General features: G+C 66.2%; 15 protein-coding genes. 5 read left to right on the top strand and 10 right to left on the bottom strand.

The features are described from left to right. Positions 1–80 precede the first annotated feature (80 nt). Positions 81–587 carry a hypothetical protein gene (locus AC6I21_RS12825; RefSeq protein ID WP_138927083.1) on the bottom strand — a complete coding sequence of 169 codons (507 nt, stop codon included), beginning with the start codon at positions 585–587 and terminating at the stop codon, positions 81–83. Between the two features lie 323 nt (positions 588–910). On the opposite strand from AC6I21_RS12825, the gene AC6I21_RS12830 reads away from it, so the two are divergent. Further along, entirely contained in the window at positions 911–1,450 is a 540-nt protein-coding gene (locus AC6I21_RS12830; protein ID WP_138175975.1) for a hypothetical protein, read from the top strand. Beyond that, on the top strand, positions 1,450–1,917 hold the full coding sequence (locus AC6I21_RS12835; protein ID WP_138175973.1) for a DUF421 domain-containing protein: 468 nt from the start codon (positions 1,450–1,452) through the stop codon (positions 1,915–1,917). The genes AC6I21_RS12830 and AC6I21_RS12835 overlap by 1 nt, the downstream gene beginning before the upstream one ends. A 91-nt stretch (positions 1,918–2,008) precedes the next feature. Here AC6I21_RS12835 and AC6I21_RS12840 read toward each other — a convergent pair whose 3' ends face one another. The 7 genes from AC6I21_RS12840 to AC6I21_RS12870 all read right to left on the bottom strand — a co-directional run bounded on the left by AC6I21_RS12840 (position 2,009) and on the right by AC6I21_RS12870 (position 8,925). After that, positions 2,009–2,752, bottom strand: coding sequence for an MBL fold metallo-hydrolase (locus tag AC6I21_RS12840; RefSeq protein WP_138927080.1), 744 nt, complete (start codon positions 2,750–2,752; stop codon positions 2,009–2,011). 3 nt (positions 2,753–2,755) lie between these two features. Beyond that, complete coding sequence (locus AC6I21_RS12845) at positions 2,756–4,594, bottom strand: thiamine pyrophosphate-requiring protein (protein ID WP_497762545.1); 1,839 nt, start codon at positions 4,592–4,594, stop codon at positions 2,756–2,758. Positions 4,595–4,671: 77 nt separating this feature from the next. After that, on the bottom strand, positions 4,672–4,992 hold the full coding sequence (locus tag AC6I21_RS12850; protein WP_138175967.1) for a hypothetical protein: 321 nt from the start codon (positions 4,990–4,992) through the stop codon (positions 4,672–4,674). 4 nt (positions 4,993–4,996) lie between these two features. Next, complete coding sequence (locus AC6I21_RS12855; protein ID WP_138175965.1) at positions 4,997–5,656, bottom strand: cysteine hydrolase family protein; 660 nt, start codon at positions 5,654–5,656, stop codon at positions 4,997–4,999. A 33-nt stretch (positions 5,657–5,689) separates the two neighbouring features. Then, positions 5,690–5,941, bottom strand: coding sequence for a DUF4235 domain-containing protein (locus AC6I21_RS12860; protein ID WP_054821171.1), 252 nt, complete (start codon positions 5,939–5,941; stop codon positions 5,690–5,692). A gap of 129 nt (positions 5,942–6,070) precedes the next feature. Further along, positions 6,071–6,364 (bottom strand): metallothionein, encoded by a 294-nt coding sequence (locus tag AC6I21_RS12865; protein WP_497763426.1) that lies wholly within the window; start codon positions 6,362–6,364, stop codon positions 6,071–6,073. 59 nt (positions 6,365–6,423) lie between these two features. Next, the gene (locus tag AC6I21_RS12870; RefSeq protein ID WP_497762546.1) at positions 6,424–8,925 is read right to left on the bottom strand and encodes an ATP-dependent DNA ligase; all 2,502 of its coding nucleotides are present in this window, start codon (positions 8,923–8,925) and stop codon (positions 6,424–6,426) included. 253 nt (positions 8,926–9,178) lie between these two features. Between AC6I21_RS12870 and ku the strand changes: the two genes are divergently transcribed. Continuing rightward, on the top strand, positions 9,179–10,324 hold the full coding sequence (ku, locus tag AC6I21_RS12875) for a non-homologous end joining protein Ku (protein ID WP_497762547.1): 1,146 nt from the start codon (positions 9,179–9,181) through the stop codon (positions 10,322–10,324). A gap of 34 nt (positions 10,325–10,358) precedes the next feature. Here ku and AC6I21_RS12880 read toward each other — a convergent pair whose 3' ends face one another. Together AC6I21_RS12880 and AC6I21_RS12885 are read right to left on the bottom strand one after the other, a co-directional pair. Then, on the bottom strand, positions 10,359–11,528 hold the full coding sequence (locus AC6I21_RS12880) for an alcohol dehydrogenase catalytic domain-containing protein (RefSeq protein ID WP_497762548.1): 1,170 nt from the start codon (positions 11,526–11,528) through the stop codon (positions 10,359–10,361). 69 nt (positions 11,529–11,597) lie between these two features. Continuing rightward, positions 11,598–11,813, bottom strand: coding sequence for a hypothetical protein (locus AC6I21_RS12885; protein WP_138175957.1), 216 nt, complete (start codon positions 11,811–11,813; stop codon positions 11,598–11,600). 334 nt (positions 11,814–12,147) lie between these two features. Here AC6I21_RS12885 and AC6I21_RS12890 point away from each other — a divergent pair, with 334 nt between their 5' ends. Both AC6I21_RS12890 and AC6I21_RS12895 read left to right on the top strand, forming a co-directional pair. Further along, a complete protein-coding gene (locus tag AC6I21_RS12890) occupies positions 12,148–12,576 on the top strand; it encodes a CBS domain-containing protein (RefSeq protein ID WP_054821703.1) in 429 nt (142 codons plus the stop codon). 122 nt (positions 12,577–12,698) lie between these two features. After that, the gene (locus tag AC6I21_RS12895; protein ID WP_497762549.1) at positions 12,699–13,862 is read left to right on the top strand and encodes a hypothetical protein; all 1,164 of its coding nucleotides are present in this window, start codon (positions 12,699–12,701) and stop codon (positions 13,860–13,862) included. Positions 13,863–13,938: the final 76 nt, after the last annotated feature.

Here is a 13,938-nt window from a genome sequence, read left to right on the forward strand (position 1 = left end):
CTGCGGTACCCCACAGAGTTTTCTGGTTCTACCCGAAAAAGGTATTGGCCAACTGTGGTATCCCAGCCTCACTGTGCTGGTCACCGGCGCGTGTAGGTGAACTGCTCTGGCCGCATCTGGCTGCTGAGGCTGTGCACCCGGTCAATCTGCCACTGGCCGCGCTCGGCCAGGCTGATCAGTTCGACTGGGTTCAGCCGTTCCTCGCTGGTCACCAGCGAGAGCAGCGTGTTCCACATGGCCAGTTTCGAACTCAGCAGACCGCATACCGCGTCCAGCTGCATCTGAGTACCGGCCATTGTCGGTGGAATGCCCATCTTGATTGTGGAAAAACGGTCGGACAGACACTTGTTGCCGATGCGTACCCGGCAACCACTAATCTCCTCAAACCCCAGACGGCCCATGATTGCGCGCAGGTCATTATGGTCATCACGCACCTGCTCATACATCTTCGCCAGCTCCGGGCCGAGGTCGGTGTTGCGCCACTGATGACAAACAGCTCCCAGATACCGGAGGCACATCTGTGAGGCTAGCGCGTGCTCCCGCAAATACTTTTCCAACACTGGCCGGTTCAAGCTCCTGCGTTCCATAACCACCTTCCCAAAGTCTCGAGAATGTGTCCTTGCGATAAGGCTGATGAACCGAAGGTCTCCTAGACTCCAGTTGCCTACGATTCTCGTTGCTGCTCCCCGAGCAGAACAAGGATTACCAGTGTCCTTTAGGGCTGGGAGCCCCGTTGTCGAAACTGTTTCGCTCACCCCTCTTCCGTAACTCGGTGCTGTCTGAGAGAATCCTGAAACCAGACTCTGACAAGGGAAATAGAACTAGCATCAGTGATAGAGAGTATGAATAATGCAGTTTTTGTCCCTGCTCAATGCTCAGCCTTTCGGGGAGAAATCGACAGGAGGAGACGATGCGGAACATCTACCAGGCGAAGGTCAATGATTCAACGCTGGATGACGTGATCGATGAGGATGAGAACCGCAGGCGGAGACTGGCCAGCCTTCTAATTCTGATAACGACGGCGCTGTTCATCCTCGCGGCCCTGGCCCACTCCTTTGATCGGGAGGCCACGGTCTCGCAAAACCTGCAGAACGGCAACGTGGAGTTGTCTTACCCGTCGGTGGCTCGGGCCGGTAATGAGATCGAGCTTGAACTGGACATCAATGACTCCGAGGGCCTTCCGGAGACGATCACGGTGGGGCTCACCGAAGAGTACCTCTCCTTCTTCGAGGGTCTGGACATCTACCCTGATCCCGAATCGCAGACCGCCGATGGGGATGGGAACATCCAGCTCACCCTGGCCACCGAACCCGGCGCCAAGGAGTTTCACCTGAAACTGACCGGCGAAGCGTCCGAGGAGTGGGAGCCGGCCACCGCCGGTACCCTCACCGTGGACACCGGCAAACCCGAGACGGCTGCGCTTGACTTCAAGACCTGGAGGATTCCGTAATGGAAATAGTCATCCGTGCAGCCATCGCCTTCTTCATTATCTGGCTGGTCACCCGCGCCGCGGGGCGGGCCACCCTGGGGGAGCTGAGCTCCTTTGAACTGGTGGTCTTCGTGGTCCTGGGTGACCTGGTCCAGCAGGGAATCACCATGAACGACCGCAGCCTGACCGGCAGCCTGCTGGCAGTGACCACCGTGGTCCTGCTCGCCGCGATCCTGGGCTATGCGAACATGCGCTGGCCCAAGTTCGGAAAGATCACCCAGGGCCGGCCCATCGTGCTGGTGCGGGACGGGCAGATTGACCGCAAGGCGCTGCACCGTGAACGCATCGGCATTGACGAGCTGAGCATGCTGGCCCGCCAGTCGGGCATCGAAAAATACAGTGAGATCCGCCTGGCGATCATGGAGGCCAGCGGGAAGGTTTCCTTCTTCACCCAGGAGGCCTCCGCGGACTCCGCCGATTCGGTCTGACACGGCCGCGTCCCCGCCCCGTCCGAAGTTGGACGGGGCGGGGACGCGGCTTCGATCGAATACGCTCGGAAGGCCCTGGTGGGCCGGTGACCTAGTCGGCTTTCGCCTTCCGGGCCTCCTCCACTGCACTTCGGGCCCCGGAAAGCCAGGGCTGGCCGTGGCCGCTGAGCAGCGTGCGGGCCTCGGTCTGGGCGATGGGCTCCAGGGAGCGCAGCGCCTGGTCAAGGTCCGCGGTGGCGGCACTGGCCACGATCCGTGGACCGGTGCGGGTGTTGTACGGGTCCAGGGTCACCACCGCATCGCCGGAAAACACCACGTCACGCTCGGGCAGGTGCAGGGCGCAGTGCCCGTCGGTGTGCCCCGGGGTGTGGATCGGGACCGGGTTGCCGGGCACCGGCAGCGGCTGCTGCTCCTGCCAGGTGTCGGTTTCCTGCACCCCGCGCACCCACAGGGCGCCATGCAGCATCATCTGCCCGAGCCCGGGCAGGGCCTGCGGGTGGGCCAGCGGGTAGAGCAGGCGGCTGCCCTGGGACCGGTAGCGGTAGGGGTGGGCGGCCAGCCGCCGGTCCAGGGCGTGCACGTAGACCGGCACCCGGTAGCGCTGCTGGGCCCAGCGGGCGGTGCCCACGTGGTCGAAGTGTCCGTGGGTGAGCACGATGGCCCGCAGCGGCTTGCCGTGGCGTTCCAGTCCGGCCAGCAGCCCGGCCAGGGCGTGGCGCATCGCGGGCAGGCCGGCATCGATGAGGGTGCAGCCCTGCTCGTCCTCCACCACATAGCAGTTCACGTTGGCCGCGGACACCAGGTAGATGCCGTCGGCGACGGTGGTGACCTCCATGGGCTATCCCTCCTGCGAACCGAACAGGTCGGTTTCGATTTTCACGTAGCGTTCCAGCAGCTCCAGGCCGTGGGCGCCGGAATCGCCTTCCTGTTCCAGGCCGTTGCGCAGGTCCGGCAGCTTCTGCACGAGGTGCGGCACCGGGGGCAGCAGCGGGGTGTCCGGGTCGGTGTGCACCTCCAGGACCACCGGGCGCTCCTCGTTCAGCGCCTGGTGCCAGGCGGCGCCGAGCTGTTGCGGGTCGGTGACCTTGATGCCGCCCAGGCCCAGCAGCCGGGCGTATTCGGCGAATGGGAAGCCGGGCAGCTGCTGGCTCTGCTCGTAGCGCGGGTCCCCTTCCGTTTCACGCTGCTCCCAGGTGACCTCGGCCAGATCGGAGTTGTTCAGCACGCAGACCACGAACCCGGGATTCGACCAGTTCTTCCACTGGGCGGCCAGGGTGATCAGTTCCGCGTTGCCGCTCATCTGCATGCCGCCGTCGCCGGCCAGCACCACCACCGGACGGTCCGGGTGCAGCAGCTTGGCCGCGATCCCGTAGGGCACTCCCCCGCCCATGCTGGCCAGGGTGCTGCACAGGTGGGCGGGCACATTCGGCGGCAGGATCAGCTGCCGGGCGTACCAGTACACGCAGCTTCCCACGTCCAGGGCCAGCTGGGCGTCGTGCGGCAGGTGTTCGCCCAGTTCGCGCACCACCAGTTCGGGGTTGATCGGCCGGGCGGGCACCGCGGCCCGCTGGCGGCGCACCTCATGCCAGTTGCGCACGTGTTCCTCGACCCGTTCCCGCCAGGCGCCGCGCTGCCCGGCGCGGCGGGTGATCAGCTGTTGGAGCCGTTCCAGGCTCAGCGCCGCGTCGCCGATCAGGGCGACCTCCACCGGGTAGCGGTTGCCCGGGCGCTGGGCGGAGATGTCGATCTGCACGCCCCGGGCGCTGCCGGGCTTGGGGTAGAACTCGGTCCATGGGTCATTGGAGCCAATGATCAGCAGGGCGTCGCATTCCTCCATCACCGCGGCGCTGGCCGAGGTGCCCAGGTGCCCCATGACCCCGGCGCTGGTGGGCAGGGTTTCATCCACGTAAGGTTTGCCCAGCAGGCTGGTGACCACCGCCGCGTCCAGCTCGTGGGCCAGTTGGCGCACCTGTTCCCCGGCCTGCCGGACGCCCTGGCCGACCAGCAGGGTGATGCGTTCGCTGTCATCGAGCAGGGCCGCGGCCTGCTGCAGTTCGGCTTCGCCGGGCATCGCGTTGGAGCGCTGCCAGCTGGCGGCGGTGGGAATCTGGCCGTGGGAGCCGCCGGGGATCTTTTCGGCCTGCTGCTGCACGTCGTGCGGCACGATCACCACGGCGGGCGCGGAGGTGGCCAGCGCGGTGCGCAGCGCCCGGTCAAGCACCGGGATCACCTGTTCGGCGGTGGTCACTTCCTCCCGGTAGGCGGCCACATCCTGGAACATGCCCTCCAGGTCGATTTCCTGCTGGTATTCGCTGCCCAGGGAGGGCCGGTTCTGCTGCCCGACGATGGCCACCACCGGAATGCTGTCCAGTTTTGCGTCGTACAGGGCGTTGAGCAGGTGCACCGCCCCGGGGCCCTGGGTGGAGGTCATCACCCCGATGTCCACCCCGGTGCCGGTATCGGCCTGCTGGCCAAGCTGGCCGAGCGCGTACTTGCTGTGGGCCACCGCCATGAACCCGGCGGCTTCCTCATGCCGGGCCTGGATGAACGGCATGGATTTGCGCCGCAGCGCGCCGAGGAACGTGTTGATCCCGTCCCCGCTGTAGCCGTAGATGCGGGTGACGCCCCACTCGGCAAGCCGGTCCACGAGGGTATCGGCCACTAGTCGCTCAGTCATTGCTGCCTCCTGTGTGTGCTCTCGCGCCGCGCCCCGGCTGCCAACCGGCAGCCGGGGCGGGTGGGAAGGCCCTGGGGTCAGTCCAGGTCCGGGTCGTCGCGGTGGTCGCCCTGGTTGGCGGGCCGGGCTTCGTCCACCCCTGGGTCGATGTCCTGTTCGAGCTGCGGGTCGCCCACGATCCGCTCCTCGTCGTCGCCCTCCAGCGGCCCGGTGCCGAAGGCGTGTTCGTCGTCCTCGTCCAGGATGGCGTCCTGGCCGCGCAGCGGATCCTCGGATTCCAGGGTCTGCGGGGCGTCGGAGGAGCCTTCGCTGACCGGCTGGCTGTCGCGTCCGTCGATCGGCTCGTCGATGTCCTCGTCGCGGCGCACGTCGTCAAATTCGGAGTTGTTCAGGGTCATGTCCTCAGTCCTTTCGTTCGCGCCCGGTGTTCGTGGGTGCATTCTCCAACGGGTTGGGGTCGGTCGATTCGTTGTGGTGGGAGTGCGAGACCTGGAGCAGGCGCACAATGGAGGAGGTTTCGGCCAGGCGCTGGCGGTGCTGCTCGCGCAGCAGCTTCAGGGTGACATCCTCAAAATCCGGGTCCTCGGAGGCCACCGCGTCGGTGGCCACGACCACGGCCAGGTTCGCGGCGAACGCGTCCGAGGCGGTGGCCGCCACGCAGGTGTGCGAGGACACCCCGGCCATGATCAGCGAGGTGACCCGGTGCTGCAGCAGCTGGGTGAGCAGTTCGGTGTTCCAAAAGACGCTGTCGCGCCGCTTGATGATGCTGATGGCCCCGTCCAGGTCCAGTTCACTCAGGTTCTCGGCCTGCTCGGTGCCCTCGAACAGGTAGCCCTGTTCGTCCTCCAGCATCTTCAGGGTCCAGGTGGAGCCGTCTCGCTTGTGCACGGTGCGGGCGTTGATCACCGGTACCCCGGCCTCGCGGGCGGCGGCGATCAGGCGGTTGCAGTTGGCCACCACCTGATCGCGCTTGGCGGCCAGCTCCTCGGTCTCAAAGAACGCGTTCTGCAGGTCGATGAGCAGCAAGGCCGGATGCCGGAAGTCCCCACTGAGCTGTGTCATGCTGTCTCCTGTTGGCCCTGGCCCGCGGGCTGGCTAGCCGACCTTGGCTTCCAGCTGGCCGGTCCAGCGCTTGGTGATGGCCTGGATGACCGCGGCGCTCGCCCCGGAAATCGCGGCGAAGACCAGCAGCTTGGGCACGGTGGCCTGCTGCTGTTCCTTTGGGTTGGCCGGGCTCGGCGGCTCTTCGCCGGTGCCCTTGCGCCAGACGGCGCTGATGAGCTTGGTGCCGACCAGTCCGGCCAGCATCGACACTCCCAGACTCAGCAGACGGATCAGGATTTTCATTTCTATCCCCTTACTTCCCGCCGGTGGCGGGCTGTTGCTGATGGTTGGTGAATTGGAAATTGGTGGTTGCGGATAGTGGCTGGGTGCGAAGAAGCCCTCGGTGCTTCGGCCAGCCGCCGTGCTTCGCGATTACTGCGTGGGCACCTGCGACGATTCGCTTCCCTCGGCGCAGTGGGAGCAGCAGAACGCTCCGCCCTCCTTGCGCACCGGGTGGCCGAGAATGGCACACTGACAGTGCGCGCAGCGCGGGGCCATCATGTGGATCGCGCATTCAAAACTGTCAAAGTGCCGGGTCATCTCGTCGCGGGTGATACTGAACATGTCCTGGGCCGTGTTTCCGCAATTGGCACAAGTTTGCATGGTCCTTCTCCTTTCCGTGATCGAGTCCGGTTCGTTTCGCACCGGTTGCCACCACCCTGTCATCTGGCCGGGCTCAGTCCCAAGGACGTCCAGCAAGATCCCAGCCAGCGATAAGTGGGCGGTTATTCGCGGCGGACCTGCTCCGGGTCCTTGTCCGGGCGCCAGCCGCGCCACACCGGATGGCGCAGGCGCCCGTCCCGGGTGGTCTCGCTGTATTGCACCTCGCCGACCAGCTTCGGGCTGACCCAGTGGGCGTCGCGCTGATCGGCGGCCGGCACGTCCTTGGCCGGCGGGGTCTTGCGGGTGAGCTTCTGAAGCCGGGCGCGGATCTGGGTCAGCTGTTCCTCGCGGAACCCGGTGCCCACCCGCCCGGCGTAGTGCAAGGTGCCCTGCTGGTCGGGGATGGCCAGCAGCAGGGAGCCAAAGCTGGAGCTGCGCGCCCCCTGGCCCTGCCGCCAGCCGATCACCACCACCTCCTGGTGGGCCTGGTGCTTGATCTTGATCCATTCGCGGCTGCGCCGGCCCGGTTCATAGCTGCTGTCGCATTCCTTGGCGACGATGCCTTCCAGCCCCAGCTCTTCGCTGGTGGCCACCGCGTCCGGCGCCGCCCCATGATGGGCCGGTGGAATGTGGATGAAACGGCCTTCGCGCACCGCCTGCTGCAGCCGTTCGCGGCGCACCTGGTAGATCTCATCGGTCAGGTCCTGCATCGCTCCACCCTCACCGGGCAACGCCAACGCGTCAAAGAGCATCAGGTGCACATCCGGTTTCCCGGCACCGGAGCGGGCCTTGGCGGTGGACCGCGAGGACTTGGCGGTGCTGGACAGCCGCTGCTGCAGCAACCCGAAGTCGGGGCGCCCCGTGGAATCCAACGCCACGATTTCCCCGTCCAGGATGCTGCCCTGCGGGGCCAGCCCGGTGATTTCAGCCAGTTCGGGGAACAGCTCGGTCAGGTCCTTGCCGTTGCGGCTGGTGATGCTCAGCTTTCCCCCGGTGGTGCCCACCAGGGCGCGGTAGCCGTCCCATTTCATTTCAAAGGACCAGCATTCCTCCGGGTCGATGTCCCCCAGACTTCCGGCGGTGGCCAGCATCGGACGCAGTTCGCGCAGCTGCGCGGGCCTCGGCCCGTTGCCGTTAGATTTGCGGGTGGCCCGGGCCTTGGTGGGGGAAGCCGGTGCGCCTGGTTCCTCGCTCGGTTCCGGTTCGGACCGCTCGTGTTCGGAGGGCTGGTCCTTGGTCAGCTGCAGCAGCCAGTTGCGCTCCCCACCCATGTTCTTCGCGTGGATGAGCACGAAGCGGCGCGGTACGCCCTCCAGCCCGCCGTCGGGGCGTCCCTCCAGCACGGCGATGACCTTCTTGTCGTCCTCCCACTCCTCGATCCGGCAGGTGCCGGTGTCCCAGATTTCCACGGTGCCCGCCCCGTACTCCCCCTTGGGGATGCTGCCGTGGAAGCTGGCGTATTCCAGCGGGTGGTCTTCGGTCATGACGGCCAGCCGGTGCACGCCCTGGCGCAGCGGCGGTCCCTTGGGCACCGCCCAGGACACCAGCACCCCGTCGTGCTCCAGCCGGAAATCCCAATGCAGGCGGCGGGCCTGGTGTTTCTGGATGACGAACGTGGCCTGCTGCCCGACCGTGCGCAGCGTGGTCTTGGTGCGTGGTTCGGGCACCGGCTCCGGGGTCTTGGCCGCATCGCGCATGGAGCGGTAGGTGGCCAGCCGATCCGTGCTGGCCGTATCGGCCAGCGGGGTGAGCGGATCGTTGCCCTCCTCCAGGCGCTGCAGCACCTCCGGGTACTCCAGGTGGCGCAGATCCGGATCCTCCAGTTCCTCCCAGTGCCGGGGAACGGCCACGGTCGGGTGGGCGCGTCCGCGCAGGGAATACGGGCAGATGGTGGTCTTGGCCGCGTTGTTCTGGCTCCAGTCCACAAGCACCTTCCCCTCACGCAGCGAGCGCTTCATGTTCGAGACCACCAGCTCCGGCTGGTCCTGCTCCAGGGAACGGGCCATTTCACGGGCGACCGCGGAGATCTGCTCGGAAGTATGGGTGCCATCCAGCGGCGCATACAGGTGGATGCCCTTGGACCCGCTGGTCACCGGCAGCGCCTGCATGCCCATCCCCTCCAGGATTTCACGGCACCATTTGGCCACCTGAACGCATTCGGCCAGTCCGGCCCCGGGCCCGGGATCCAAGTCCAGCACCATGCGGTCCGGGTTCTGCGGGTTCAGGGTGGGATCAAAGCGCCACTGCGGGACATGGATTTCCAGGGCGGCCACCTGCCCGAGCCAGGCCAGGACCGCCGGTTCGTTGACCAGCGGGTAGGTGTTCACGTGATCCGAATGCTGGATCTTCCCGGTGGGAATCCAGCTGGGGGCGGAGTCCTCCAGGTCCTTGCGGAAGAACGGCTGCAGCGGCTTGTCCTCCGTACCGACCCCTTCGACCCAGCGTTTGCGGGTGGCCGGGCGCCAGGCCGCGTAGCTGATCAGGGTGGGCGCCACCCGGGCGTAGTAGTCGATCACCTCACCCTTGGTGGTCCCGGTCTGCGGATACAGCACCTTGTCCAGGTTGCTGACCCGCAGGGTGTGTCCGTCAATGCTCACGCTTTGTTCGCCGCCCCGCCGAGCCATGCGTCCCTCCCCTATCTGCCGCACGCTTCCCACGTGCCGGCTACTGCCATCGTGCGTTGGCCCGGCTCCTTGCTCAAGGCCCGTGCCGCTGTTTCCCACTGTGCCCTGCCGGGTGACGGTGCCCAACCGCTCATGGCAAGCTTTGCGGTTGTCCGCCCCGCCGGCGGACAGCGGGGCCGGGTGATGGCGGAAGAACCATGAAGTTTGCTGCGCCCCCTAGTCAGCGCCACTGCCTTCCTGCTTGACTGTGCCTATGCGTGCTATCTGGACAGGTTCTATTGCGTTCGGGCTGGTCAACGTGCCGGTCAAGGCCTACGGTGCGGCCAGCGACCACGACATTGACCTGCATCAGGTTCACGACAAGGACGGCGGCCGGATCCGCTACGAGCGGCGCTGTGAGGTGTGCGGGAAGAAGATCACCTATCAGCACATCGACAAGGCCTACGACACCGGTGAGCAGACCGTGGTGCTCACCGACGAGGAAATGGATGCGCTGCCCTCGGAGAAGAGCCGCGAAATCGATGTGGTGCAGTTCGTTCCGGCAGAGCAGATCGACCCGCTGACCCTGGAGCGCAGTTACTACCTGGAACCGGATTCCAAGTCCCCCAAGGCCTACGCGCTGCTGCGCCGCACGTTGGAGCAGACCGAGCTGATGGCGGTGGTGAAGTTCGCGTTGCGCCAGAAGACCCGGCTGGGCGTCCTGCGGGTGCGTGACGATGTCATGGTGCTGCAGTCCATGATGTGGGGCGATGAATTGCGGGAAGCCGATTTCCCTGCCGCCCATGGTGCGGCGAAGATTTCCCCGCAGGAGCTGAAGATGTCGGCGGCGTTGGTGGAGCAGTTCACCGGGGATTTCGATTCGAGCCAGTTCGAGGACGACTACCAGAACGAGCTGCGCACCCTCATTGACGAAAAACTGAAGCAGGGGGACGCGCTGGACACCGACGCCACGTTCGGTGAGGCCCCGGCCGAGACCGAATCCTCCGGGGAGGTCATTGACCTGATGGAGGCGCTGAAGCGCAGCATCGATTCCAAACGCGGCGGCAAGGCCAAGGCGGCCACCCGCTCGAAGCCGGCCAAGGACGCCGAGGCCGAGGATGAGGACGCTGATTCGGGGTCCGGCGGCAAGAAGACGGCGGCCAAGAAGGAAGCAGCCACCAAGGGCACCAAGAAATCCACGGCCACGAAGACAGCGGCCAAGAACTCCTCGGACGAGAAGACCAGCACCACAAAAACCACCGCGAAGAAAACTGCGCAGAAGAAGACGGAGACCAAAAAGTCGGCAGAGAAGAAGCCGGCCGCTAAAAAGACGGCGGCCAGGAAACCGGCGGCCAAGAAGGGCACCACCTCCAGCGCGAAGAAGTCCACAGAGACCAAACGGCCCCGGAAGAGCGCTTGAGCACTCTTCCGGGACCGTTCGGCCTGGTGGTTCCCTAGGGCGTTAGCACCACCTTGATGCAGCCGTCCTTCTTCTGGAAGGTCTCATAGAGCTCCGGCCCGCGGGAGAGCGGGGCGGTGTGGGTGACCAGGTCGTCCAGGCCCAGCGGGTCAGCTGAATCCTCGGTCAGCGGCAACAGGTCATCGATCCAGCGCCGCACATTGCACTGGCCCTGCTTCACGGTGATCTGCTTGTCGAACATCTCCAGCAGCGGCATCGGTGTCACGGCCCCACCGTAGACTCCACTGAGCGAAATCGTTCCGCCGCGGCGCACCGAGGACACCGCCGAATGCAGCACCGCGGTGCGGTCCACCGCCGCATGCTTCATCGCCAGTTCCGCCACCGGGCCCGGCAGCAGGCCGGTCGCCTGCTGCGCCACCCAGGCCGCCGGTGAACCGTGCGCCTCCATGCCCACCGCGTCAATGACCGAATCCGGTCCGCGACCGGTCATTTCCGCCAGTTCCTTGGCGCTGGAGGACTTGAAGTTCAGGGTTTCCACCCCATGGCGGGCGGCCATGTCGCGGCGTTCGGCCACCGGGTCCACCCCGATGACCCGGTAGCCCAGGTGGGTGGCGATGCGGGAGGCCAGCTGCCCGACCGGCCCCAGCCCGAAGACCGCCACGCTCCCGCCGTCGGGCACCTGCGCGTACTGCACGGCCTGCCAGGCGGTGGGCAGGATGTCCGAGAGGAACAGGTAGCGGTGGTCGGGCAGCTCGTTGCCCACCACGATCGGGCCGTAGTCGGCGTGCGGCACCCGCAGCAGTTCGGCCTGCCCGCCGGGCACCTGCCCGTACATCTTCGAATACCCGAACAGCGCTGCCCCCTTGCCCTGGTCCTTGACCTGGGTGGTTTCGCACTGGGACTGCAGCCCATGCTCGCACATCCAGCAGTGGCCGCAGGCGATGTTGAAGGGGATCACTACCCGGTCCCCGACCTTGAGGTTGTGCACCTCGCTGCCCACCTCAACGACCACGCCCATGGGTTCGTGGCCGATGATGTCCCCCTCCTGCATGAACGGGCCGAGCAGTTCGTACAGGTGCAGATCCGAACCGCAGATCGCGGTGGAGGTGATCCGCACGATCGCGTCAGTGGGCTGCTGCAGCTGCGGGTCGGGAACCTGGGTGTACTCGATCTTGCGCTTGCCTTGCCATGTCAGTGCCTTCATGCCTGCCTTTCGGTTGGGATGGGCTGGTGCCGGGGGTGCGCCGGACGGTGGCTGCCGCCGGCGGTGGTCCTAGCGCTCGTCGTCGTACTGGTCGCCCTCGGAGGGATCCAGGTCCGGGTCGATGCCCACGGTGGGGTCGTCCTCTTCCCCGGGCTCTGGACGGTCATCCACATCCGGGTTCCCCTCGGAAACCGGCCAGGCCTTCTCCACCAGGTTCTGGTCCGGGTCCTTGATCTTGTCGATGGTTTCCTTCATCGCGTCCTTGGCCTTGTCGATGAAACCCATGTGGTGTTCCGCCTTTCCTCGATTCGGGAACGTGGGGTGCCAGCGGCCGCGCACGCAACAGCTGACCCCCTACCAAGTACCACGCACGGTGGCGCGGGAACACGCTTAATCGGTTTCTTACAGGATGCCCGGCCCCCAGCTTGGCCCGCCGGCGGTAACGGCATAAAGGTTGCTGGCAATCATTGCCGCTGCGCCCGGGCAACGGCGACGCTGGGGGTGTGCCTGGATGCCGCCGCAGCGGATTTTGCTTCAGTGCATCGGCAGCGGCGGCGGGCATCGACAACTCAGGGAGCCGACCGGCTTCCGTTCCCCTGAAAAGGAAGGAAGTAGGACCATGGCAACAGTGACCGCACGAGAACTCATGACCTCTCCGGCCGAGTGCGTCAACGAGCAGGATTCCATCCAGGTCGCCGCGCAGCGCATGCGGCAGCTGGATGTGGGCATGCTGCCGATCTGCGGCAGCGATGAGCGGCTGGCCGGAACCATCACCGACCGCGACATCGTCATCAACTGTGTGGCCGACGGGGTGGAGACCTCGCGGGTGAAGGTCGCCGACTACGCCCAGGGCAAGCCGGTGACCATCGGCGCGGACGACTCCGTGGAGGAGGCCATCAAGACCATGCAGCAGCACCAGGTGCGCCGCCTGCCGGTCATCGACGGGCACAAGCTGGTGGGCATGCTCGCCCAGGCCGACGTGGCCCGCTACTACGACGAGGAGCGCACCGGTGACATGGTCTCCGGTGTTTCCCAACCGCAGGACTAGGAGACACACAGCCGCTTGACCCATACTGAACAACTACGAGGCACTGTGGTGGCCCGGCCCCTGGCCGGCCACCACAGTGCCATATCCAGCACCGCCGGATGGCGCCTTGAAAAGTGGGGCGCATGAGCACCGGCGGGATCGACAGGCAGGAACAGATGGCCGCAGAGGACAAGTCCGAGGGCGATGCGAGCCCGCAGCGGGAACCGGACTACACGGTGGGGCTGCTTGCCGATCCCGGAATCGCCCAGACACTGGCCGGCCGGGTCCTGCAGCCGGTGCGCCACACGCTGAACACCCGCGATGAGGGCGGCAAGCTGTGGGAGATCGACAGCGACCGGCAGTCGCTGCCGGTCTCGGCCGCCGGCCGGGTGATGATCAACGACCACGCCGAATCGCTGGGCAAGCGCCTGGGCTGGGACTACGTGGTCTACCTGACCGACATCCCGCAGTACGTCGAGGGCCGGCCGGTGCGCATGATCGTCAGCAGCGCCCACCGGGTGGCGACCATCGTGGTGCCGATGATGGGCCTGGCCCGCCGCCGCACCCTGATCGACTGGGTCCTGCGGGCCATCAAGGAACTGCACGAGGACAACGAGACCCCCGAGCCCTCGGTGAAGATGCCCGACCGGCTGCTGTCAATGACCGGCAGCGTGGTGCACGAGCAGGAGCCGGAGGACCGCTTCTCCACGGTGGAGGGGCTCTCGGGCCGGCTGCTGCTGGTGTTCGGGATGGTGCGCAGCAACCGTCCCTGGCGGCTGGTGCCGCGGCTGTCCTCCGCCATGGCCGGTGCCGCCGCCACCGGCGCGTTCGGCGTGTTCTACACCAGCATCTGGCAGATGGCCGACTACCTCTCCGCCGCCCGGCTGACCCTGATCACGCTGACCTCGCTGGCGGTGCTGACCACCTGGCTGATCATGCACAACCGCCTGTGGGAGTCCCCGCGCGGGGTGCGCAGGCGCGAACGCTGGGTGCTGTACAACGTGGCCACGCTGGTCACCGTGGGGCTGGCGGCCGCCGCCATGTACCTGGTGCTCTACGGAGTGCTGCTGCTCGGTGCGCTGGCCGTCATTGACATTGAATTCCTCTCCGAACAGCTGGGCCATGAGGCGAGCCTCGACGAATACCTGAACCTGGCGTGGCTGGCCGCATCCCTGGGCACCATGGGCGGGGCCATCGGCTCGAGCTTCGATGATGAGCAGGCGGTGCGCCAGGCGACGTTCAGCCACCGCGAGTACGAGCGGCGCAACCTGCAGCTGGAGGAAGAGGACGAAGAGTCCGGCGAATAGCCGCGCTCCGCGCGCCGCTCGCCAGGAAACGGGCATTAAACCTGAGTACTTGCTGTTAAAAATCGTGTGACATGGC

The sequence above is a fragment of the Glutamicibacter sp. St.4D3 genome, from assembly GCF_059728615.1.

Coding starts and splice junctions, on each gene's coding strand:
- AC6I21_RS12865 (WP_497763426.1), bottom strand. CDS start 6,364: ATGACAGGGTGGTGGCAACCGGTGCGAAACGAACCGGACTCGATCACG.
- AC6I21_RS12880 (WP_497762548.1), bottom strand. CDS start 11,528: ATGAAGGCACTGACATGGCAAGGCAAGCGCAAGATCGAGTACACCCAG.
- AC6I21_RS12870 (WP_497762546.1), bottom strand. CDS start 8,925: ATGGCTCGGCGGGGCGGCGAACAAAGCGTGAGCATTGACGGACACACC.
- AC6I21_RS12855 (WP_138175965.1), bottom strand. CDS start 5,656: ATGACACAGCTCAGTGGGGACTTCCGGCATCCGGCCTTGCTGCTCATC.
- AC6I21_RS12860 (WP_054821171.1), bottom strand. CDS start 5,941: ATGAAAATCCTGATCCGTCTGCTGAGTCTGGGAGTGTCGATGCTGGCC.
- AC6I21_RS12835 (WP_138175973.1), top strand. CDS start 1,450: ATGGAAATAGTCATCCGTGCAGCCATCGCCTTCTTCATTATCTGGCTG.
- AC6I21_RS12825 (WP_138927083.1), bottom strand. CDS start 587: ATGGAACGCAGGAGCTTGAACCGGCCAGTGTTGGAAAAGTATTTGCGG.
- AC6I21_RS12850 (WP_138175967.1), bottom strand. CDS start 4,992: ATGACCCTGAACAACTCCGAATTTGACGACGTGCGCCGCGACGAGGAC.
- ku (WP_497762547.1), top strand. CDS start 9,179: ATGCGTGCTATCTGGACAGGTTCTATTGCGTTCGGGCTGGTCAACGTG.
- AC6I21_RS12840 (WP_138927080.1), bottom strand. CDS start 2,752: ATGGAGGTCACCACCGTCGCCGACGGCATCTACCTGGTGTCCGCGGCC.
- AC6I21_RS12895 (WP_497762549.1), top strand. CDS start 12,699: ATGAGCACCGGCGGGATCGACAGGCAGGAACAGATGGCCGCAGAGGAC.
- AC6I21_RS12845 (WP_497762545.1), bottom strand. CDS start 4,594: ATGACTGAGCGACTAGTGGCCGATACCCTCGTGGACCGGCTTGCCGAG.
- AC6I21_RS12890 (WP_054821703.1), top strand. CDS start 12,148: ATGGCAACAGTGACCGCACGAGAACTCATGACCTCTCCGGCCGAGTGC.
- AC6I21_RS12830 (WP_138175975.1), top strand. CDS start 911: ATGCGGAACATCTACCAGGCGAAGGTCAATGATTCAACGCTGGATGAC.
- AC6I21_RS12885 (WP_138175957.1), bottom strand. CDS start 11,813: ATGGGTTTCATCGACAAGGCCAAGGACGCGATGAAGGAAACCATCGAC.